At 54.3% G+C, this 20720-nt stretch carries 20 protein-coding genes; 14 read left to right on the top strand and 6 right to left on the bottom strand.

Annotated elements, in window-relative coordinates:
• The first annotated feature begins 60 nt into the window (after positions 1–60).
• Positions 61–1125 (top strand): cellulase family glycosylhydrolase, encoded by a 1065-nt coding sequence (locus tag SK38_RS21770; protein ID WP_048237045.1) that lies wholly within the window; start codon positions 61–63, stop codon positions 1123–1125.
• On the opposite strand, the gene emrD is transcribed toward SK38_RS21770, so the two are convergent.
• From emrD to tisB, 3 genes are all read right to left on the bottom strand, one after another.
• Positions 1070–2254, bottom strand: a complete 1185-nt coding sequence (gene emrD, locus SK38_RS21765) for a multidrug efflux MFS transporter EmrD (protein WP_048237067.1) — start codon at positions 2252–2254, stop codon at positions 1070–1072. The two genes, SK38_RS21770 and emrD, sit on opposite strands and share 56 nt — an antisense overlap.
• 191 nt (positions 2255–2445) lie before the next feature.
• Positions 2446–3279 carry a DMT family transporter gene (locus tag SK38_RS21760; RefSeq protein WP_020996046.1) on the bottom strand — a complete coding sequence of 278 codons (834 nt, stop codon included), beginning with the start codon at positions 3277–3279 and terminating at the stop codon, positions 2446–2448.
• A 123-nt stretch (positions 3280–3402) separates the two neighbouring features.
• A complete protein-coding gene (gene tisB / locus SK38_RS21755) occupies positions 3403–3492 on the bottom strand; it encodes a type I toxin-antitoxin system toxin TisB (protein WP_003023909.1) in 90 nt (29 codons plus the stop codon).
• Positions 3493–4014: 522 nt separating this feature from the next.
• Here tisB and ivbL point away from each other — a divergent pair.
• The 3 genes from ivbL to ilvN all read left to right on the top strand — a co-directional run bounded on the left by ivbL (position 4015) and on the right by ilvN (position 6203).
• A complete protein-coding gene (gene ivbL / locus SK38_RS24515; protein WP_003827118.1) occupies positions 4015–4113 on the top strand; it encodes an ilvB operon leader peptide IvbL in 99 nt (32 codons plus the stop codon).
• A gap of 107 nt (positions 4114–4220) precedes the next feature.
• A complete protein-coding gene (gene ilvB, locus SK38_RS21750; protein ID WP_048237044.1) occupies positions 4221–5909 on the top strand; it encodes an acetolactate synthase large subunit in 1689 nt (562 codons plus the stop codon).
• A 3-nt stretch (positions 5910–5912) separates the two neighbouring features.
• Positions 5913–6203, top strand: coding sequence for an acetolactate synthase small subunit (gene ilvN, locus SK38_RS21745; protein WP_003023914.1), 291 nt, complete (start codon positions 5913–5915; stop codon positions 6201–6203).
• Between the two features lies 1 nt (position 6204).
• Here the strand turns inward: ilvN and SK38_RS21740 are convergent, their stop codons facing one another.
• Positions 6205–6990, bottom strand: coding sequence for a DeoR family transcriptional regulator (locus SK38_RS21740; RefSeq protein ID WP_048237043.1), 786 nt, complete (start codon positions 6988–6990; stop codon positions 6205–6207).
• Positions 6991–7314: 324 nt separating this feature from the next.
• Here SK38_RS21740 and rbsK point away from each other — a divergent pair, with 324 nt between their 5' ends.
• The 7 genes from rbsK to uhpT all read left to right on the top strand — a co-directional run bounded on the left by rbsK (position 7315) and on the right by uhpT (position 15722).
• Positions 7315–8235, top strand: coding sequence for a ribokinase (rbsK, locus tag SK38_RS21735; RefSeq protein ID WP_048237042.1), 921 nt, complete (start codon positions 7315–7317; stop codon positions 8233–8235).
• 27 nt (positions 8236–8262) lie between these two features.
• Positions 8263–9579 (top strand): L-fucose:H+ symporter permease, encoded by a 1317-nt coding sequence (gene fucP / locus SK38_RS21730; protein WP_003827126.1) that lies wholly within the window; start codon positions 8263–8265, stop codon positions 9577–9579.
• A gap of 11 nt (positions 9580–9590) precedes the next feature.
• Positions 9591–10604 carry an aldose 1-epimerase family protein gene (locus SK38_RS21725; RefSeq protein ID WP_048237041.1) on the top strand — a complete coding sequence of 338 codons (1014 nt, stop codon included), beginning with the start codon at positions 9591–9593 and terminating at the stop codon, positions 10602–10604.
• A 153-nt stretch (positions 10605–10757) separates the two neighbouring features.
• Entirely contained in the window at positions 10758–11351 is a 594-nt protein-coding gene (gene uhpA / locus SK38_RS21720; protein WP_003023923.1) for a response regulator transcription factor UhpA, read from the top strand.
• Complete coding sequence (gene uhpB, locus SK38_RS21715) at positions 11348–12850, top strand: signal transduction histidine-protein kinase/phosphatase UhpB (protein ID WP_032945436.1); 1503 nt, start codon at positions 11348–11350, stop codon at positions 12848–12850. The genes uhpA and uhpB overlap by 4 nt, the downstream gene beginning before the upstream one ends.
• Positions 12851–12859: 9 nt before the next feature.
• Positions 12860–14188 (top strand): MFS transporter, encoded by a 1329-nt coding sequence (locus SK38_RS21710; protein WP_048237040.1) that lies wholly within the window; start codon positions 12860–12862, stop codon positions 14186–14188.
• Between the two features lie 142 nt (positions 14189–14330).
• Positions 14331–15722 (top strand): hexose-6-phosphate:phosphate antiporter, encoded by a 1392-nt coding sequence (gene uhpT, locus SK38_RS21705; protein ID WP_048237039.1) that lies wholly within the window; start codon positions 14331–14333, stop codon positions 15720–15722.
• A gap of 47 nt (positions 15723–15769) precedes the next feature.
• On the opposite strand, the gene SK38_RS21700 is transcribed toward uhpT, so the two are convergent.
• Positions 15770–16675 carry a LysR family transcriptional regulator gene (locus SK38_RS21700; RefSeq protein ID WP_003827139.1) on the bottom strand — a complete coding sequence of 302 codons (906 nt, stop codon included), beginning with the start codon at positions 16673–16675 and terminating at the stop codon, positions 15770–15772.
• A 105-nt stretch (positions 16676–16780) separates the two neighbouring features.
• On the opposite strand from SK38_RS21700, the gene SK38_RS21695 reads away from it, so the two are divergent.
• The 3 genes from SK38_RS21695 (at position 16781) to nepI (ending at position 19192) form a co-directional block, all read left to right on the top strand.
• The gene (locus SK38_RS21695; protein ID WP_003827141.1) at positions 16781–17233 is read left to right on the top strand and encodes a DUF1198 family protein; all 453 of its coding nucleotides are present in this window, start codon (positions 16781–16783) and stop codon (positions 17231–17233) included.
• Between the two features lie 99 nt (positions 17234–17332).
• Positions 17333–17857: an SRPBCC domain-containing protein gene (locus SK38_RS21690; RefSeq protein ID WP_003827143.1), complete on the top strand. Its 525-nt coding sequence runs from the start codon at positions 17333–17335 to the stop codon at positions 17855–17857.
• 141 nt (positions 17858–17998) lie between these two features.
• Positions 17999–19192 (top strand): purine ribonucleoside efflux pump NepI, encoded by a 1194-nt coding sequence (nepI, locus tag SK38_RS21685; protein WP_048237038.1) that lies wholly within the window; start codon positions 17999–18001, stop codon positions 19190–19192.
• A gap of 61 nt (positions 19193–19253) precedes the next feature.
• On the opposite strand, the gene SK38_RS21680 is transcribed toward nepI, so the two are convergent.
• Positions 19254–20633, bottom strand: a complete 1380-nt coding sequence (locus SK38_RS21680) for a carbohydrate porin (RefSeq protein WP_048237037.1) — start codon at positions 20631–20633, stop codon at positions 19254–19256.
• Between the last annotated feature and the right edge of the window lie 87 nt (positions 20634–20720).

Here is a 20720-nt window from a genome sequence, read left to right as displayed (position 1 = left end):
TTACGCTTTCGCTCTACACGGAAAGTGAAAAAGCGTGCTAAATACGTGATATCACTCCTGATGATTTGCGTAAGGACGACCGTGTTAAAGCCGATTGTTTCCCTTTTACTGTTGGCCAGCGCCACCGTGTGTGCCGCGCAACCTGCGTTGACGGCGGCGCAGTATGTGCAGCAGCTTGGGGTTGGGATGGACGTAGATTGGGCGCGTACCGATCGGGGCATCCGTGAATTCGATCCGCTGGTGGTGCGGGATTATAAGGCGAAAGGGTTGACCCACGTGCGCATTCGCGTGGCGGGTGAGCCTACGGAGGCGCGGCTCATTCATCTGCGCAAGCTGGTGGAAGCCTGCGAGCAGTATGGCGTGATCCCGATAATCGCCTATCAGGCTGACGAGTATAAAAAAGACCCCAGTGTCAGTAACGAAAAAGAGGTGGTTAACTGGTGGGTGGCAGTGGCGCATTACTTTGGTCAAAGTTCGCCGTTGCTGGGTTTCGACCTGATTTATGAACCTGCCGATAAGCTCAACCATAATCAGGCGTCGCTCAATAGGGTGTATGACAAAACCATCCGTACCATCCATGCCATCGATCCACAGCGAATGATATTTATCGCGCCGAAACTGCATGCCGCTCCGGAAGATTTGCCCAACCTAAAATTGCCGCCGCAAAGTCAGAATACCGTGCTGGCCCAATGGCATATTTTCCCGTGGGGGCCGCTGAAAAATAACGGTAAATACCCGTGGACCTCAGGGACAGCGGCAGAAAAGGCCGCCATTCGCGCCCGTATCAATACTGCCATTCACTGGCAGCAGAAAACCGGTCATGTTAGTTGGGTAGGAGGCTGGTCGCCGGGAGAAACCATCAGGAATGCGCCTTCTGCCTCGCAAATGGCGTTCGCCCGCTTTATGGCTTGCGAGCTGAAGAAAGCGAAAATTCCCTATGCTATCAATGCGGATACGCAGTTCTATGATGGTGAGGAAGGGGCATGGAGACCGGCGCTGGAGCCGTTGTTGAATACCATGATTGCCCCTGAGTGTGAAAAGCCCGGCGAGAAGCCGGGCCATCATACGCTTAAACTGCCTGTCCCTGATGCGACACGCGTGACGCCAGCGGAAGCCAGCAAATAAAAATCAACAGCCCCATAAGGGTCATCAGCAGGCCCAGACTGGCTTGCCCGGTCTGCGGCAGCATGGCAGAGAACCACGCCAGCACGCCGGAACCAATGTTCTGTAATCCACCAACCAGCGCACCAGCAGTACCGGCCAGGAACGGGAAAGGCTCCATTGCGCCGCTGGTTGCCAGCGGAAACAGCATCCCGGCGCCGAAGAAAAACAGTGCGGCGGGAACCAGCAGCGTCCAGACGTTCATCACGTCGAACAGACCAGGGATCCACATCATCAAACCGGCGACCAGACAGCAGATAACTGACTGCCACATTAGCGTCGAGAAACGCTTATTCGGGCGACCGGCGAACCAGGCACCAAAAAACGCCGCCGGAATGGGCAGAATAAACAGGATACTGACCACCATGCTGCTTAAGCCGAGACGCGCGCCTAACAACACCCCGGAACAGGCTTCGAAGACCGCAACGCCCGCCAGGCCGCCGATCAGCATCAGCACGTAACAGGTGAAAGAGCTGTTGCCAAACAGCGTTTTGTAGCTGGCGATAAGCCGTGGACGCGGCGCACCTGCGGGGCGCGTTTCCGGCATCCAGCGCGCCATGCTAAACGTGACGCCTGCACACAGCACCAGCAGGAAGATGTAACAGGCGCGCCAGTTCCACAGGGTATCCAGCATACCGCCAATCAATGGTGCCAGCAGTGGGCTAACCAGAATCCCCATGTTTAACAGGCTGTTCGCATGGCGTAACTGCGTGCCTTCATACAAATCGCGCGGTAACGTTCGCGCCATCACGCCGCCGACGCCTGTTCCCATCCCCTGTATTGCGCTGGCGATAATCAATACCGTCAGGCTGTGGGTGGTTATGGCGACCAGCGTAGCCAGCATAAAAATGGACATCCCGGCGAGGATCACCGGGCGGCGGCCAACGCGATCGGAAAGTGGGCCGTAAATCAGTTGTGACAGGCCGTAGGTCAACAGATAGGCGGCCATCACGCTTTGCACCGCCCCTTCGCGAACGTTCAGTTCACGCGCCATATCAGCAATCGCGGGGATATAAATGGTTTGCGCCATCTGACCTACCGCCACCAGTAATACCAACATCAACAACAAATTGACGCTTCTATGCCTTTTCATTTCGCTGATTACTTTTAAAAAAGTGAAAAAATAAGAATAAGGTGCTGCACTTTCCCGTAAATGCGCGTGGAATCTACCACAACAGAAAAAGAAGGCCAGATAGTGGGCTGGAATGTTTAAACGATGAACGGCAGGAAATGTAAACAAAAAGCGGCAACAAATGTTGCCGGATTGCATCGGGTTTACAGAGGTCATGATAAGCGTAGCAAAACTGCGCCTATGGCAATGCCTCCAGCCGCAACAAGACGTATTCCGGCAACCTTCTCTTTCAGTAGCAGCCACGCGAGCAGCGCGCCAAACAGGATGGAAGTTTCACGCAGCGCAGCGACTACCGCCAACGGAGCCTGAGTCATGGCCCACAGCGCCAGACCGTAAGAACCCATTGTGCCAATCCCGCCAAGAATACCTTTCTTCCACTGCTGTACCAGATAGCGCGACGCTTCCCGGCGTCGGGCAATCATCGCCCAGCCCAGCAGGCAGGAGCCGTTCAGAAAGAAGGTCCACAGCGTATAACCCAGCGCGGTTTCTGATAAACGTACGCCGGTGCCATCAACCAGCGTATATCCGGCGATAAAGCAGGCGTTAATGAGCGCCAGCACGATCCCGCGTTGCGAGCTGCTGCGTCCGTTAAACGCCATGCCGAGGATCGCCAGACAGATCGTGGCAATCCCCACCCAGGCTAGCACAGAGAGGCTATCGCCAAGAAACAGGACGCTGATAATTGCGACCAGCAGCGGCGCTGTGCCGCGCATTAACGGATAGGTCTGGCTCATATCCGAAACCTGATAGGTTTTGGCGACCAGGACGGTATATACAATTTGCAACGCAGTTGAGACGGCTAAAAAAGGCAGGCTGGCGGCGGAAGGTTGCGGCGCAAAGGGTAAGCAAATCAATGCCATAATTGCAGCAGAACCGCTGACACCGATCGCTGAGTACAGTTTATCGTTTCCAGCTTTAACAATGGCATTCCAGCTGGCATGCAGCAGCGCGGCGAACAGCAAAATGCAGAAAACAGAAAGCGTCATGGTGGAATTCTTCCCTGAGAATGTCATAAAAACGTAACATATTGGCGCGACACAAGCACCAGGGAGAAGGTGAAAGGGGAGCGGAGTGTTACCCGCCCCCCTTAGGTGCGACTTGAATCCGAATTACTTAACGTATTTCAGAACGGCATCAAGTAGTTGCAGTGCTGCAACAATGAGTTTGAGGATAAGAATAGCGATATCCACGAGGCTCATACGCTCTCCTTTTGGTACAAGGAGCACGGTGCTGACGTACCTCGCCGCTGCCTGTTGCCAGCACCTTTGTTGACATAACACAGTGTGCTCACACGGGGGTTAAGGCGCTGACGGCACCACCCGTTTCAGCCAGGACTTTGATGCGCCGGTTTACGATGCGGCCCCCGCATAACACATTGCGTACCGAGACATTATAGATAAATACTGTATAAATTAACAGTGTTTTATGGACGTTACGCTATTCATGTTCCATACTCAAAACCATCAAAATTCGTGCCGAAATTGCGTGTTCTTCGCAGAACGCGTATACTTTTTTCGTTGACATAACACAGTGTGTTCGGCGGCTACCAACCGCACAGCACTGAAAAAAACCTCGCTCCGGCGGGGTTTTTTGTTTTTCAGCAATGCACAACGAAATGTGATCATTGACGCATTTTTATGCAGATGAAAATTTTTCCATTGTCACGCTGAAAAACCTGTGTTTGTATAAATCCAGTTAATCAACAAACAGACAGGTCCCTAATGAACCCTTCCATGCTGACTGCGACCCTACTAAAAACTGCGCCATCTCGCGCAGCGGTCGTCGTGCGTGTGGTGGTGGTCGTCGGCAATGCGCCGTAGGGTCCGAATCAACACACGATTCCAAAACCCCGCCGGCGCAAACCGGGCGGGGTTTTTCGTTTCAGAGACCTGCCCGGAGCAAAGGCCCAGAATAAAAGGACTGGAGCATGGCAAGTTCGGGCATAACATCCAAGCGTACGCGTTTTACGGGCGCAGAATTCATCGTTCATTTCCTGGAACGCCAGGGGATTCAGGTTGTTACCGGTATTCCCGGCGGATCGATTCTTCCCGTCTATGACGCCTTAAGTCAAAGCACGCAAATCCGTCATATCCTGGCGCGCCACGAGCAAGGAGCAGGGTTTATCGCGCAGGGAATGGCGAGAACCGATGGCAAACCCGCCGTCTGTATGGCCTGCAGCGGACCGGGCGCAACCAATCTGGTGACCGCCATTGCCGATGCGCGTCTGGATTCCATCCCGCTGGTGTGTATCACCGGGCAGGTTCCGGCTTCAATGATAGGCACCGACGCCTTCCAGGAAGTCGACACCTACGGCATCTCTATCCCCATCACTAAGCACAACTATCTGGTCCGCCATATCAGTGAATTACCTCAGGTCATGAGCGATGCGTTCCGCATTGCGCAGTCCGGACGTCCAGGCCCGGTGTGGATAGACATTCCTAAGGATATTCAAACCGCTGTTTTTGATATTGAAGAGATGCCGGAGCCTGCGCAGAAAATGGCGGCACCAGCGTTCAGCCAGGACAGCATTCGCGATGCCGCAGCCATGATTAACGCCGCACAGCGTCCGGTGCTGTACCTCGGCGGCGGCGTGATTAACGCACCTGAGCGCGTGCGTGAACTGGCGGAAAAAGCGATGCTGCCCACCACTATGACCTTAATGGCGCTCGGTATGTTGCCGAAAGCGCATCCGCTGTCGTTAGGCATGCTGGGCATGCACGGCGCGCGTAGCACTAACTTTATTCTGCAAGAAGCGGATTTATTGATTGTTCTGGGCGCACGTTTTGATGACCGGGCGATTGGTAAAACGGAGCAATTCTGCCCGAACGCCAAAATCATTCACGTGGATATCGACCGCGCGGAGCTGGGTAAAATCAAACAACCGCACGTGGCGATTCAGGCGGATGTCGATGAGGTTCTGGCGCAATTGATCCCATTTATTGACGCGCAGCCGCGAGAGTCGTGGCATCAGACGGTGGCCGATTTACAACGTGAATTCCCTTGCACTATTCCGCAGGAAAGCGACCCGCTCAGCCACTATGGATTGATCAACGCCGTGGCTGCCTGCGTAGACGATAGCGCCATTATCACCACCGACGTAGGCCAGCATCAGATGTGGGCGGCACAGGCTTATCCGCTGAACCGTCCGCGTCAGTGGCTGACCTCCGGCGGTCTGGGAACTATGGGCTTTGGCCTGCCAGCGGCAATTGGTGCAGCGCTGGCCAATCCCGACAAGAAAGTGCTGTGCTTCTCCGGCGACGGCAGCCTGATGATGAATATTCAGGAAATGGCGACAGCCAGCGAAAATCAGCTGGATATTAAAATCATCCTGATGAATAACGAAGCGTTGGGTCTTGTATATCAGCAGCAGAGTTTGTTCTATAAGCAGGGTGTTTTTGCCGCGACCTATCCGGGGATGATTAACTTTATGCAGATAGCCGCCGGGTTTGGTCTCGAAACCTGCGATCTGAATAACGAAGCGGACCCACAGGCAGCGTTGCAGGAGATTATTAATCGCCCTGGGCCTGCGCTGATCCACGTGCGCATCGATGCCGAACAAAAAGTGTACCCGATGGTGCCGCCGGGTGCGGCAAACACAGAAATGGTGGGGGAATAAGCCATGCAACAGCAGACACATGACAACGTAATCCTGGAACTCACCGTACGCAACCATCCGGGCGTAATGACTCACGTTTGCGGGCTGTTCGCCCGCCGCGCGTTCAACGTAGAAGGCATTCTCTGTCTACCGATTCAGGACAGCGATAAGAGCCGCATCTGGCTACTGGTCAATGACGATCAACGTCTTGAGCAGATGATAAGCCAGATCGACAAGCTGGAAGATGTGGTGAAAGTGGCCCGCAACCAGTCCGATCCGTCGATGTTTAACAAAATTACCGTGTTCTTTGAGTGAGTTAGTCGCCGTCTGAATCCGGGGTGATCACTTTGACAGAGCCGTTCCGGCAGTGGGTTACGTAATCTGCCGGTAACGGACGGTCGCTTATCAGTACGTCAAAGGTGGAGAGTGGACCAATGCTGGCGGGGGCGACCTCATCGAACAGGGCGTGGCGCGTCAGCAGAATTTTGCGTAATCCGCGTTCCATCGCTTTGCGTTTTGTGGCCAGATCGTCCGGATTGAACCAGCTAACGCCGAAATGCTCATGGACTCCGCTGGCGGAGATAAAGACTTTCCGTGGGTTGAGTGCATCCAGCGGGGAGGGATTGCTGGTGTCGTAAAAGGCGTCACTTTTCGCCCGGTAGGTCCCCCCGCAAAGAATCGCTGTGGCGTTGGGCTTTTCATTTAGCGCTACGAACACCCGGTGCGAGTAGCAAATCCCGGTAAAGGAAATATCGTCCGGGATCATGCTGACCACCAACGGCATTTCCGCACCATTATCAAAAAAGACCAGATCATTTTCACTCACCAGTCCCGCAGCCAGAATGGCAACCGGTAAATCGTCGCGGTGATACTGTTTTTGCGCGGGGAGTGGCGCGTTAACGATGGCAGCAGGTTTGTTCACCATCACAATGTAACCACCGAGCAGCGTGAGTGGTAACGGTTCGTCATCCTGACTGAGATCCCGACGAATAGTCATCACGGAAACTTCCAGCATTCGTGCCGCCTCTTTCAGATGGATTCGGTCGGTCTTCTTCAACAATTCCATCAGACGTCGAATACGTTCTTTTTGCTTAGTTTCCATGTGCTTCTCCACGAATCATGTTCCCATGTTCCTTCAGTAACATTTTTGTGTTTCTGAGAACATGACATTGCCGCATTACTATACGTCTGACTATCCGGAAATAAAAGCGTGTTTTTTCACGTTTTATTGATTATAACCAGTTAATTTTCAGTCAATTGTAAGCAACTTCATCATTTGTATTGTGATGTGGGTGTAACATTCAGTGCAATAAATAAACAATAAAATGATCTTCCAATCGCGATCCTAGTCACAAATGATACGAAAGTAACATGATAATGTTATTTTAATATCATTGTTGTGTGATTGTTTCTGAGAGGTAGTAAAATGGATATCGCGGTTATTGGCTCCAACATGGTGGATCTCATCACCTACATCAACCAGATGCCCAAAGAAGGGGAAACGCTGGAAGCACCGGCGTTCAAAATTGGCTGCGGGGGCAAAGGCGCAAATCAGGCCGTTGCGGCCGCTAAGCTCAATTCCAAAGTGCTGATGCTGACAAAAGTCGGTGATGATATTTTTGCGGATAACACTATTCGCAATCTCGAATCCTGGGGAATTAATACTACCTATGTCGAAAAGGTACCCTGCACCAGCAGCGGTGTCGCACCGATCTTTGTTAATGCGAACTCCAGCAACAGTATTCTGATTATTAAAGGAGCGAACAAATTTCTCTCCCCGGAAGATATCGATCGTGCGGCGGAAGATCTGAAAAAATGTCAGCTTATTGTCCTGCAACTGGAGGTGCAGCTGGAAACCGTTTATCACGCGATTGAATTTGGCAAAAAACACGGTATTGAAGTGTTACTAAATCCCGCCCCTGCATTACGGGAATTAGATATGTCTTATGCCTGTAAATGTGATTTTTTTGTGCCGAATGAAACCGAGCTGGAAATATTAACCTGTATGCCAGTAGATACTTATGACCATATTCGCGCAGCGGCACGTTCTCTGGTTGATAAAGGTCTGAACAATATTATCGTCACCATGGGTGAGAAAGGTGCGCTGTGGATGACGCGTGACCAGGAAGTCCATGTTCCAGCGTTTAAAGTGAACGCTGTCGATACCAGTGGCGCAGGCGACGCTTTCATCGGTTGTTTTGCTCACTATTACGTTCAAAGCGGTGATGTGGAAGCCGCCATGAAAAAAGCCGCTCTCTTCGCTGCTTTCAGCGTTACTGGGAAAGGCACTCAATCATCTTATCCAAGCATCGAACAATTTAATGAGTTTCTTACCTTAAACGAATAATACTCCTGCACTGTAAAAGGTAGCACTATGAACGATAAAAACATCATTCAGATGCCTGACGGCTATTTGAATAAGACCCCTCTGTTCCAGTTTATTTTGTTATCCTGTTTATTCCCGTTATGGGGATGCGCAGCCGCATTAAATGATATTCTGATTACGCAATTCAAAAGCGTATTTTCACTCAGCAATTTTGCCTCGGCATTAGTTCAGAGTGCCTTTTATGGCGGTTATTTTTTAATTGCGATTCCAGCATCTCTGGTGATTAAAAAGACCAGTTATAAAGTCGCCATCTTAATGGGGCTGACCCTTTATATCGTTGGGTGTACGCTCTTTTTCCCGGCATCGCACATGGCCACCTACACCATGTTCCTTGCGGCGATTTTCGCGATTGCGATTGGTCTGAGCTTTCTGGAAACAGCAGCCAACACCTACAGCTCAATGATCGGCCCAAAAGCGTATGCCACTTTACGCCTGAACATCAGTCAGACTTTTTATCCTATTGGTGCGGCTGCTGGCATTCTGCTGGGTAAATATCTGGTCTTCTCTGAAGGCGAAAGCCTGGAAAAACAGATGGCCGGGATGAACGCTGAGCAGATCCATAACTTTAAAGTGTTGATGCTGGAAAATACCCTTGAGCCATACAAGTACATGATTATGGTACTGGTTGTGGTGATGGTGTTATTCCTCCTGACTCGCTTCCCGACCTGTAAAGTCGCGCAAACCACGAGTCATAAACGCCCGTCAGCGATGGATACACTGCGTTATCTGGCCAGCAATGCCCGTTTCCGTCGTGGAATTGTGGCGCAATTTCTTTATGTGGGGATGCAGGTCGCGGTGTGGTCATTCACCATCCGTCTGGCACTGGAATTAGGTGATATCAACGAGCGCGACGCCTCAACCTTCATGGTCTATAGCTTCGCCTGCTTCTTTATCGGCAAGTTTATCGCCAACATTTTGATGACGCGCTTCAATCCGGAAAAAGTGCTGATTCTCTATTCCATTATTGGTGCGCTGTTCCTCGTCTATGTTGCACTGGCGCCAAGCTTCAGCGCTGTGTATGTCGCAGTGCTGGTGAGTGTCCTGTTTGGACCCTGCTGGGCGACAATCTATGCGGGTACGCTTGATACCGTGGATAACGAACATACCGAAATGGCAGGTGCTGTCATTGTCATGGCGATTGTCGGTGCGGCGGTGGTTCCTGCGATTCAGGGCTATGTGGCCGATATGTTCCATTCATTGCAACTCTCGTTCCTGGTCTCCATGCTGTGCTTCGTGTATGTCGGGATCTACTTCTGGCGTGAAAGCAAAGTGCGCAACAACCTGGCTGAAGCGACAGTTTCCTGAGGAGAGCGATCATGACAACACGTATAACGCTGTGGCGAGAACTCTTTGCAGAGCATCCGCGAATCTTACTGAAGAATAACGACTTCACGGTTACCGCATTTCGTTACGCCAGCGGAGTGGAAGGGCTGAAGGTAGAAAACAGTCGTGGACATCTGGTTATTCTGCCCTGGATGGGGCAGATGATCTGGGATGCTCAGTTTGATGGCCATGACCTGACCATGCGTAACATGTTCAGTCAGCCGAAACCGGCGGCGGAAGTGGTGGCGACCTACGGCTGTTTTGCCTTCCACTCAGGTCTGTTGGCAAATGGCTGCCCATCACCAGAGGATTCACATCCTTTGCACGGTGAAATGGCTTGTGCCGCGATGGATGAAGCCTGGCTGGAGCTGGAGGGTGAGAATTTGCGCGTGGGTGGACGCTATGAGTATGTGATGGGGTTCGGTCATCATTATCAGGCGCATCCTGCGGTGGTAATGCACAAAGCGAGCGCGCTGTTTGATATTCAGATGGCGGTTACCAACCTCGCCTCAGTGGCAATGCCGTTGCAGTACATGTGCCATATGAACTACGCCTACGTATCGGAAGCCACCTTCAGCCAGAATATTCCGGATGAGGCCATGAAGCTGCGTGAGTCGATACCCGCGCATGTTAAGCCGACTGAGCAGTGGCTGGCGTTTAATCAGCGGATTGTACAGGGCGAGGCTTCTCTGGCGCGGCTCAATGAACCCCATTTTTACGATCCGGAAATTGTCTTCTTTGCTGACCAACTGGACAGGTACACTGATAAGCCAGAATTTAGCATGATCGCGCCTGATGGCACCACGTTCGTTACGCGTTTCTCCAGCACGGAGCTGAATTATGTGACGCGTTGGATCCTCTACAACGGCGATCAACAGGTTGCGGCATTCGCCTTGCCTGCAACCTGTCGACCTGAAGGATTCCTGGCAGCACAACGCAATGGCACCTTGATTGAAATAGAACCGCAGCACACCCGGACATTTACAGTCACAACTGGCATAGCCTGATCGCTCAAGGCTTGAACACCAAAGCACTTATCGTTAAGGTAAGCGCTTTTGCTGGGTGGCGGCATTAATGCCTTATCCGGCCTACAACGGCACCCGCCCGTAGGCCTGATAAGCGTAGCGCCATCAGGCATGCCTTAGCGCCAGGATGAACCCATGATTACCGTTGCCCTTATTGACGACCACCTCATCGTCCGCTCCGGCTTTGCCCAACTGCTGGGGCTGGAACCTGATTTGCAGGTGGTCGCTGAGTTTGGCTCAGGCAGTGAGGCGCTGGCGGGATTACCGGGACGCGGCGTGCAGGTGTGTATCTGCGACATCTCTATGCCTGATATCTCCGGTCTTGAACTGTTAAGCCAGTTGCCAAAAGGAATGGCGATTATCATGCTCTCTGTCCACGACAGCCCGGCGCTGGTGGAGCAGGCGCTCAACGCGGGCGCGCGTGGTTTCCTTTCTAAACGTTGTAGCCCGGATGAGCTGATCGCGGCGGTGCATACCGTGGCGACTGGCGGCTGTTACCTGACGCCGGACATCGCCGTCAAACTGGCGGCCGGTCGTCAGGATCCGCTCACCAAACGCGAACGTCAGGTGGCGGAAAAACTGGCGCAAGGTATGGCGGTCAAAGAGATTGCCGCTGAACTGGGTCTGTCGCCGAAAACGGTGCACGTGCATCGCGCCAACCTGATGGAAAAGCTGGGCGTCAGCAACGACGTCGAACTGGCCCGCCGGATGTTTGACGGCTGGCAATGAACACGCTCTGTTCCCGGTTAATCACCGTTGTTGCCTGCTTCTTTATCTTCTCTGCCGCGTGGTTTTGCCTGTGGAGCATCAGCCTGCATCTGGTTGAGCGCCCGGAGCTGGCGGTACTGCTGTTTCCGTTTGGCCTGCGTCTGGGGTTGATGCTGCAATGTCCGCGCGGCTACTGGCCGGTGCTGCTGGGCGCGGAATGGCTGCTTCTTTTCTGGCTGGCACAGGAAGTGGCGCTGGTCCATTTACCACTTTTGATGATCGGCAGCTTCCTCACGTTACTCCCGGTGATGTTGATTTCGCGATACCGCCATCAGCGCGACTGGCGCACGCTGTTGTTGCAGGGCGCGGCGCTCACGGCGGCGGCATTGCTGCAATCGCTGCCCTGGCTTGGGCAAGGTGAAGAGGCGTGGAACGCGCTGCTGCTGACGCTCACCGGCGGATTAACGCTGGCGCCGATCTGCCTGGTGTTCTGGCACTATCTGACCAGCACGACCTGGCTGCCGCTGGGCCCGGCGGTGGTGTCGCAGCCGGTGAACTGGCGCGGGCGACATCTGGTCTGGTACCTGCTGCTGTTTAGCGTCAGCCTGTGGCTACAGCTCGGTTTACCCGCCGAACTTTCGCGCTTCACGCCGTTTTGCCTCGCGTTGCCGATCATTGCGCTGGCCTGGCACTACGGCTGGCAGGGGGCGCTGATTGCGACGCTGATGAACGCCATCGCGCTGATTGCCAGCCAGACCTGGCACGATCATCCCGTCGATCTGTTGCTCTCGCTGCTGGTGCAAAGCCTGACCGGGCTGCTGCTCGGTGCGGGTATTCAGCGTCTGCGCGAACTTAACCAGTCGCTGCAAAATGAATTAGCACGCAACCATCGTCTGGCGGAACGCCTGCTGGAAACCGAAGAGAGCGTGCGCCGGGATGTGGCGCGCGAACTGCACGATGATATCGGCCAGACCATCACCGCCATTCGCACCCAGGCGGGTATTGTTCAGCGGCTGGCGCCAGAAAACGCAGGGGTGAAGCGCAGCGGGGCGCACATCGAACAACTTTCTCTCGGCGTGTACGATTCGGTGCGTCGCCTGTTAGGCCGTCTGCGACCACGTCAACTGGACGATCTCACGCTGGAGCAGGCCATCCGCTCACTGATGCGCGAAATGGAGCTGGAAAGTCGCGGTATCGTCAGCCATCTCGACTGGCGAATTGATGAATCTGCACTTAGCGAAAGCCAGCGGGTGACGCTGTTTCGCGTCTGTCAGGAAGGGCTGAACAACATCGTTAAGCACGCCAACGCCAGCGCGGTGACGCTTCAGGGCTGGCAACAGGATGAACGGCTAATGCTGGTGATTGAGGACGACGGCAGCGGCCTGCCGCCTGGGTCGAATCAACAGGGATTTGGCCTCACTGGGATGCGTGAACGGATTAGCGCCCTCGGCGGATCGCTCTCGATTTCCTGTACGCATGGCACGCGGGTCAGCGTGTCGTTACCCCAGCGATATGTGTAAGGCGCGGTCATGTTTTCGTTTTTAAAAGCTCCGGCCAGTGCGCCGCTCATTACTGATAAGCGTGAAGTGGATGCCCTCTACCGCTACTGGCGGCGGCATATCCTGACCACCATCTGGCTCGGCTACGCGCTGTTCTATTTCACACGCAAAAGCTTCAATGCCGCCGTACCGGATATCCTCACCAGCGGCGTGCTGACTCGCAGCGACATTGGGCTGCTGGCGACGCTGTTTTACATCACCTACGGCCTGTCGAAGTTTGTTTCCGGTATCGTCAGCGACCGATCCAACGCTCGCTATTTTATGGGCATCGGACTGATTGCCACCGGCGTGGTAAACATTCTGTTTGGATTCTCCACCTCGCTATGGGCCTTTGCGGTGCTGTGGGCGCTGAACGCCTTTTTCCAGGGCTGGGGATCGCCGGTCTGCGCGCGTTTATTGACCGCGTGGTATTCGCGTACTGAACGCGGCGGCTGGTGGGCGCTGTGGAACACCGCGCACAACGTCGGCGGGGCGCTGATCCCTATCGTGATGGCGGCGACAGCGCTGCACTACGGCTGGCGCGCCGGGATGATGATCGCCGGGCTGCTGGCGATTGTGGTGGGGATTTTTCTCTGCTGGCGGCTGCGCGACAGGCCGCAGGCGATTGGTCTGCCGCCAATTGGCGACTGGCGGCATGATGAACTGGAAATTGCCCAACAGCAGGAAGGTGCTGGGCTGAGCCGCAAAGAGATCCTCACCCGCTATGTGCTGCTGAATCCTTATATCTGGCTGCTGTCACTGTGTTATGTGCTGGTGTACGTGGTCCGTGCCGCGATTAACGACTGGGGCAATCTGTACATGTCGGAGACGCTCGGCGTGGATCTGGTGACCGCCAATACCGCCGTGACAATGTTTGAGCTGGGCGGATTTGTTGGCGCGCTGGTGGCGGGTTGGGGTTCGGACAAGCTGTTTAACGGCAACCGCGGTCCAATGAACCTGATTTTCGCCGCCGGAATTTTGCTCTCCGTTGGCTCGCTGTGGCTAATGCCGTTTGCCAGCTATGTGATGCAGGCAGCGTGCTTCTTCACCACCGGATTCTTCGTCTTTGGCCCGCAGATGCTGATCGGCATGGCGGCGGCGGAGTGTTCGCACAAAGAGGCGGCGGGCGCGGCAACCGGATTTGTCGGGCTGTTTGCTTATCTGGGGGCATCGCTCTCCGGCTGGCCGCTGGCGAAGGTGATGGAGGTCTGGCACTGGACCGGATTCTTTGTGGTGATCGCTATTGCGGCGGGAATTTCCGCGCTGCTGCTGCTGCCGTTTTTAAACGCCCAGGCTCCGCGCGAACTCAACGAAGCGTGATGTACCTCACCTTTTTGCCCCGAGTGGAGCAAAACTAAGAAATTTTCCCGGTTTCACCTGGACGCTGTCTCAGGCGCGTCTTCCGGCTGATTTTTACAATGCCTGCTATTCGCAGGTATAAAAATTAGCTCGGGAGTGTCAAATGCTGGCCTTTCTAAACCAGGTGCGCAAGCCGACCCTGGATCTGCCGCTCGATGTGCGGCGCAAAATGTGGTTCAAACCGTTCATGCAGTCCTATCTGGTGGTCTTTATCGGCTACCTGACCATGTACCTGATCCGCAAAAACTTCAACATCGCGCAGAACGACATGATCTCCACCTACGGGCTGAGCATGACGCAGCTGGGGATGATTGGCCTGGGCTTCTCCATCACCTACGGCGTGGGTAAAACGCTGGTTTCCTACTACGCGGACGGTAAAAACACCAAGCAGTTCCTGCCGTTTATGCTGATCCTCTCCGCCATCTGTATGCTCGGCTTCAGCGCCAGCATGGGCGCGGGTTCAACCAGCCTGTTTTTGATGATCGCCTTCTACGCGCTGAGCGGTTTCTTCCAGAGTACTGGCGGCTCATGTAGCTATTCCACCATTACTAAATGGACGCCGCGTCGCAAGCGGGGTTCTTACCTCGGTATGTGGAATATCTCCCACAACCTCGGCGGTGCGGGTGCAGCGGGCGTGGCGCTGTTTGGCGCTAACTATCTGTTCGACGGTCACGTCATCGGTATGTTTATCTTCCCGTCGATTATTGCTCTGATTGTTGGCTTTATCGGCCTGCGCTACGGCAGCGACTCCCCGGAATCTTATGGCCTCGGTAAAGCCGAAGAGCTGTTCGGTGAGGAGATCAGCGAAGAAGACAAAGAGACCGAAGAAAACGAGATGACCAAATGGCAGATCTTTGTTGAGTACGTGCTGAAAAACAAAGTGATCTGGCTGTTATGTTTCTCGAACATCTTCCTGTACGTAGTGCGTATCGGTATCGACCAGTGGTCCACAGTCTACGCCTTCCAGGAGCTGAAGCTTTCCAAAGAAGTGGCGATTCAGGGCTTTACCCTGTTCGAAGTGGGCGCGCTGGTTGGCACGCTGATGTGGGGTTGGCTCTCCGACCTGGCGAACGGTCGTCGTGCGCTGGTGGCCTGTGTAGCGCTGGCGTTGATTATCGCCACCCTGGGCGTTTATCAGCACGCCAGCAACCAGTACGTTTATCTGGCTTCGCTGTTTGCGCTGGGCTTCCTGGTGTTTGGCCCGCAGCTGTTAATCGGCGTTGCGGCAGTCGGATTTGTGCCGAAAAAAGCGATCGGCGCAGCCGATGGGATTAAAGGCACTTTCGCTTATCTGATTGGTGACAGCTTCGCCAAGCTCGGTTTGGGGATGATTGCCGACGGCACGCCGATTTTCGGGCTGACCGGCTGGGCAGGCACTTTCGCCGCGCTGGATGCTGCCGCTATCGGTTGTATCTGTTTGATGGCCATCGTGGCTGTGTTTGAAGAACGTAAAATTCGCCGCGAGAAAAAGATTCAACAATTGAAAGTAGCTTAAGTTAAGTGTGCATTGGTAACTTTTGCCCGCCTTAATGGCGGGCTTTTTTATGCTCTCAACTGGCTGGTTTCATGTACCAGATTGCGCAGCCACTGATGAGCGGCATCGCGGTGCGTGCGTTCATGCCAGGCCATGCTTTTTGTAAAACCGGTTATGGGCAGCGGGGGCGGTAAAACGTGCATACGGGTGTCGTCATACGCCAGACGGGCAGGAACAACGGCAATCATATCGCTGATAGCGAGGATGTCCGGCAATACCAGGAAGCTGCTAACCGACAAACCAATCTGCCGTTGGCGTCCGACGCTTGCCAGTGCCTCATCGGTGACGCCCCAGAAACTTTCACCCTCATAAGAAACCAGCACATGCTCCAGCGCGCAGAAGCGATCGAGCGTCAGCGGTTGCCCCGCATCAGGATGCGCATGACGCATGAGACAAACGTACTCTTCATCATATAACGCCCGGCTATGCAGGTTGTCGGGCGTGGAATCCGGCGTCAGCAATGCCAGGTCGATTTTCCCCTGCTCAAACTGTGTGGTGAGCAGCACTGGCTCAACCGGGATCACTCGTACACGAATGCCCGGTGCGCGCACGCGAAGCGCGGCAATAAATGGCACGATAACCGCTTTGAGCGCGTAATCCGTAGCGGCGACGGTAAAGGTGAGCGCTGCGGTGAGCGGGTCAAATTGTGTCGGTTTAAGCAGGATATCGATATCGCTGAGGATCTGTTTGACCGGGGCGGCCAACTGTTGGGCACGCAGCGTCGGAACAATGCCATGCGGTGTGCGACTAAACAGCGGATCGTCAAAATAGTCGCGCAGGCGGTTGAGCATACCGCTTACTGCAGGCTGGGTGAGCGACAGCCGCTGTGCCGCCCGGGTTACGCTGCGTTCATCCAGCAGGGCATCCAGCGTTTTTAACAGATTGAGATCCAGCGTTCTGATATCAGATTTCATGATGTCTGCCTGCGAGTTCGATAAGTCACATTATGACACGTTCAGTCGTCGACAGAGGTGAATTTGCCGCTATGATGGGCGTCCTGTCTGGTAATGGATGTGCGCATGATTTGGATAATGCTGGCCACGCTGGTGGTTGTTTTTGTGGTGGGATTTCGGGTGCTAACGTCCGGGTCGCGGCGGGCAATTCGCCGTCTGAGCGAGCGGCTGAACATTGATGTCGTGCCGGTAGAATCGATGATCGATCAGATGGGAAAAGTACAGGGTGAGGCTTTTTTACAGTACCTCCACCGTCCTGATGAATCGCATCTACAAAATGCTGCCCAGGTGCTGTTGATCTGGCAAATCGTTATTGTCGACGGCAGTGAGCAGAACTTGTTGCAATGGCACCGCTGGCTGCAAAAAGCCCGGCTGGCTGCACCGATTACCGACGCGCAGGTGCGTCTGGCGCTCGGTTTTCTGCGCGAGATGGAGCCGGATATGCAGGAGCTTAATGCGTTCCAGATGCGCTATAACGCCTTTTTCCAGCCCGAGGATGGCGTGCACTGGCTGCACTGATATCAAAATTTATGATGACGACTATTTTGAATCGTCATTATCTTTATATCTTACGCGAAAGCATGATGTACCTCGTTAACTCACACGACGAGGTACATCATGAATCAAGCGACTCAACAACGTGCAATTATCTGGCCTGCAGCGTATCTGCCGGGGACGACTGATAACTTTGCCTCAAATGAAATTATCGTTGCCGGACTGAGCGCCCGTGCCGTCTGGGCACAGCTTAATGACACAACGCGCTGGCCGACGTATTACAGCAACGTGGCGGATATCCGTTTTCACGACGGTTCCGGTCCATTGTTAAGCATGGATGCCCGCTTTCGTTTTACGACTTTTGGTTTCCCCATCGAAGCGCAAATCACTGAGTATGTGCCGCCGGTTGACGGCCAGGCCGCGCGTGTTGCCTGGCATGGCTGGGCGGAAGGCGACGCCACTACACGTCTGGATGTGATCCACGCCTGGCTCTTTGAGGATTTACCCGGCGGGCGCGTACGTATTCTGACCCAGGAATCACAAATTGGTGTTCCGGCACAAGAACTGGCACGTACGCTGCCCAATCCGATGATCAACGGTCACCAGGAGTGGATAACCGGCCTGGCCCGGGCTGCGCGTGACGCTTAATTGAGCCAGAAAGGGCTCTCTGTCCTGGGCCGGATAAGGCGCAGCCGATCTCTGGTGAATAGTTGTCAAAACGTTAATTACGTCACAAATTTAATGTTACACTGCGTAACTTTTCTACAATAACCCCACGCAGGTAACAAAATGAGTGAAGCTGTTGAACAAAAATCCCGCGCTGAGGCAAATTCCCGACCTAACTGGTCGGCGGTATTTGCCGTGGCGTTCTGCGTTGCCTGCCTGATAACCGTTGAATTTCTCCCCGTTAGCCTGTTAACGCCGATGGCGCAGGATTTGGGGATTTCTGAAGGCGTGGCCGGTCAATCGGTGACCGTGACGGCATTTGTCGCCATGTTCGCCAGCCTGTTTGTGACGCAAATTGTTCAGGCGACCGATCGTCGCTATGTGGTGATCCTGTTTTCGGTGCTACTGACTCTCTCCTGCCTGCTGGTTTCCTTTGCCAATTCTTTTTCGCTACTGCTCGTTGGCCGCGCCTGCCTCGGTTTGGCGCTTGGCGGCTTCTGGGCGATGTCGGCGTCGCTGACTATGCGTCTGGTTCCTGCACGTACGGTGCCGAAAGCGCTGTCGGTTATTTTTGGCGCGGTCTCCATTGCGCTGGTAATTGCCGCGCCGCTGGGGAGCTTTTTGGGCGGCATTATCGGCTGGCGCAACGTGTTTAATGCGGCGGCGGTAATGGGCGTGCTGTGCACGATTTGGGTGGTGAGAGCGTTGCCTTCGCTGCCTGGTGAACCTTCGCATCAGAAACAAAACATGTTCAGCCTGTTGCAGCGTCCAGGGGTGATGGCCGGGATGATTGCCATCTTCATGTCCTTTGCTGGTCAGTTCGCCTTCTTTACCTATATTCGCCCGATCTATATGAATCTGGCGGGCTTTGACGTTGATGGCCTGACGCTGGTGCTGCTGAGCTTCGGTATTGCCAGTTTCGTTGGTACGTCGTTCTCGTCGATGATTTTGAAGCGTTCGGTCAAACTGGCGTTAGCCGGTGCGCCACTGGTGCTGGCGCTCAGTGCGCTGGTCCTGATCCTGTGGGGCAGCGACAAAGTGGTCGCGGCGGGTATTGCGATTATTTGGGGGCTGTTGTTTGCGCTGGTACCGGTCGGCTGGTCGACGTGGATCACCCGTTCGCTTGCCGATCAGGCAGAAAAAGCCGGATCCGTCCAGGTCGCCGTGATCCAGCTTGCCAATACCTGCGGGGCTGCGGTGGGAGGCTATGCGCTCGATACCCTCGGACTGCTGTCGCCCCTGATGCTTTCCGGCAGCCTGATGCTGCTGACGGCGCTTTTGGTGGCAGCGAAAGTTCGCATAAAAGGTATGCAATAATCTCGGTGTTGTTCGCCGGATAAGGCGTTCTCGCCGTATCCGGCACTTCACGACTCACTAATCAGAACCATGCTTCCCACATGGCACCAAGGTTAAAGTCGTCCAGCGTTTCATCCTGCGTGCCGTTGACCCGCGCGGTGCGATCGTTATCCACCTTGCCGCCGGTGACGTAGAAGCGCAGCATCGGGCGGAACTCCGGTCCCATGGCGATCGACATGTTCTGCGACAGCGTCAGTTTCCAGCCGTGGTTATCCCCGCCGTTGTCGTAATCTACGCGCTGATAGCCCGCTTCCAGCCAGGTGGAGTGAACGTCGTTCCAGAAGTACATTGGACGCACAATCGCGCCGTAGTTCTTACGGTTATCGCTCTTATCGGTGCTGTTGTCGTAATCATGGAACGCTAACAGGTATTCCACCTGCGCCTGGCGGGTAAACTTATGACTTCCCTCGAAGCTGGCGTAAATCGTAGTCAGGTCGTCGGTTTTGTTATAGACGCTGTTGTCGGAGTTATCAGAATAACGGGCAATCACTTTATTCACGCCGCTGTCGTTGGTGTGGCTCAGCACGAATGCGCCCTGCCAGGCTTTCAGGCGGTCATCGCTCTCGACGGCTTTGGAGTCAAAACCGTAGTTGGCGTAGATCTCCAGATCCAGCGGGCCCACTTTCATATTGTGAATTTTTGACGTCACAGCGTAGTTGCCTTTATCGCCGGTACCGGAACCGCCGGTACAGGTAATACGCGATGGGTTGGCTTCGTCTTCCATCACTTCCGGGCTGCACGATTCAACTGCGGCAACGGTGGCGACATCAAACTGTACGCCGCCGATGTCGAAGTTCTTCACCCCGGCGCCCTGGCCGTCGTGGTTCATCCAGAAGTAGTCGTTGATACCCTGTTGCGGACGCTGGTGGAAGTCGCGGCCTGCCCAGATATAGGCGTTGGGATTGGATTCCAGTACGTTGGTGACGCCCGCGTAGGCTTTTTTCAGGTTAACTTCGTCGCCCCAGTGGTCGATCATCACGTTGATGTCCCAGATGGCGCCGTTATCGCTTTTGAACGCTTTTGAGAGCTGGAACTCGCCGCCGTTGCCTTCGTTACCCAGGCGACCGATGGCGGAAGCACCGTTGTAGGAGCCATCAACGCCAACGTATTTCTGATCGCCGCTCTGGAAATGCGCGCCGTAACGCGCATAGCCGCTGAATTTCACACCGAACGGAATAGCCATATCCGGCGATTGCGCCGCGCTTTGCGGCTCGTTAATGACATCGGTTTTTTTCGCCACGGCGGCGTCCATTTTTGCCTGACGCTCAGCCAGCGCTTTATCGACGGCTTTGGCAACGATGGCATCGATTTGTTCTTGTGTGAATTCCTGTGCGAGGACAGAAATTGGGCACAGCGCGGCGACGACCGCCAGCGTGACTGGAAGTTTTTTTATCATGTTCATGGTTATCTCATCGACACTTTACCCTTCAGTTTGCGCAGAGCATTCTGAATAAGCGTGTGCATTAATTTATTTTAAGATAATAACCAT

Origin of the sequence: Citrobacter sp. MGH110, from assembly GCF_001037515.1 — a bacterium.
GTDB classification, from domain to species: Bacteria; Pseudomonadota; Gammaproteobacteria; order Enterobacterales; family Enterobacteriaceae; genus Citrobacter; species Citrobacter portucalensis.
This window is presented reverse-complemented; position numbering and strand designations above follow the sequence as displayed.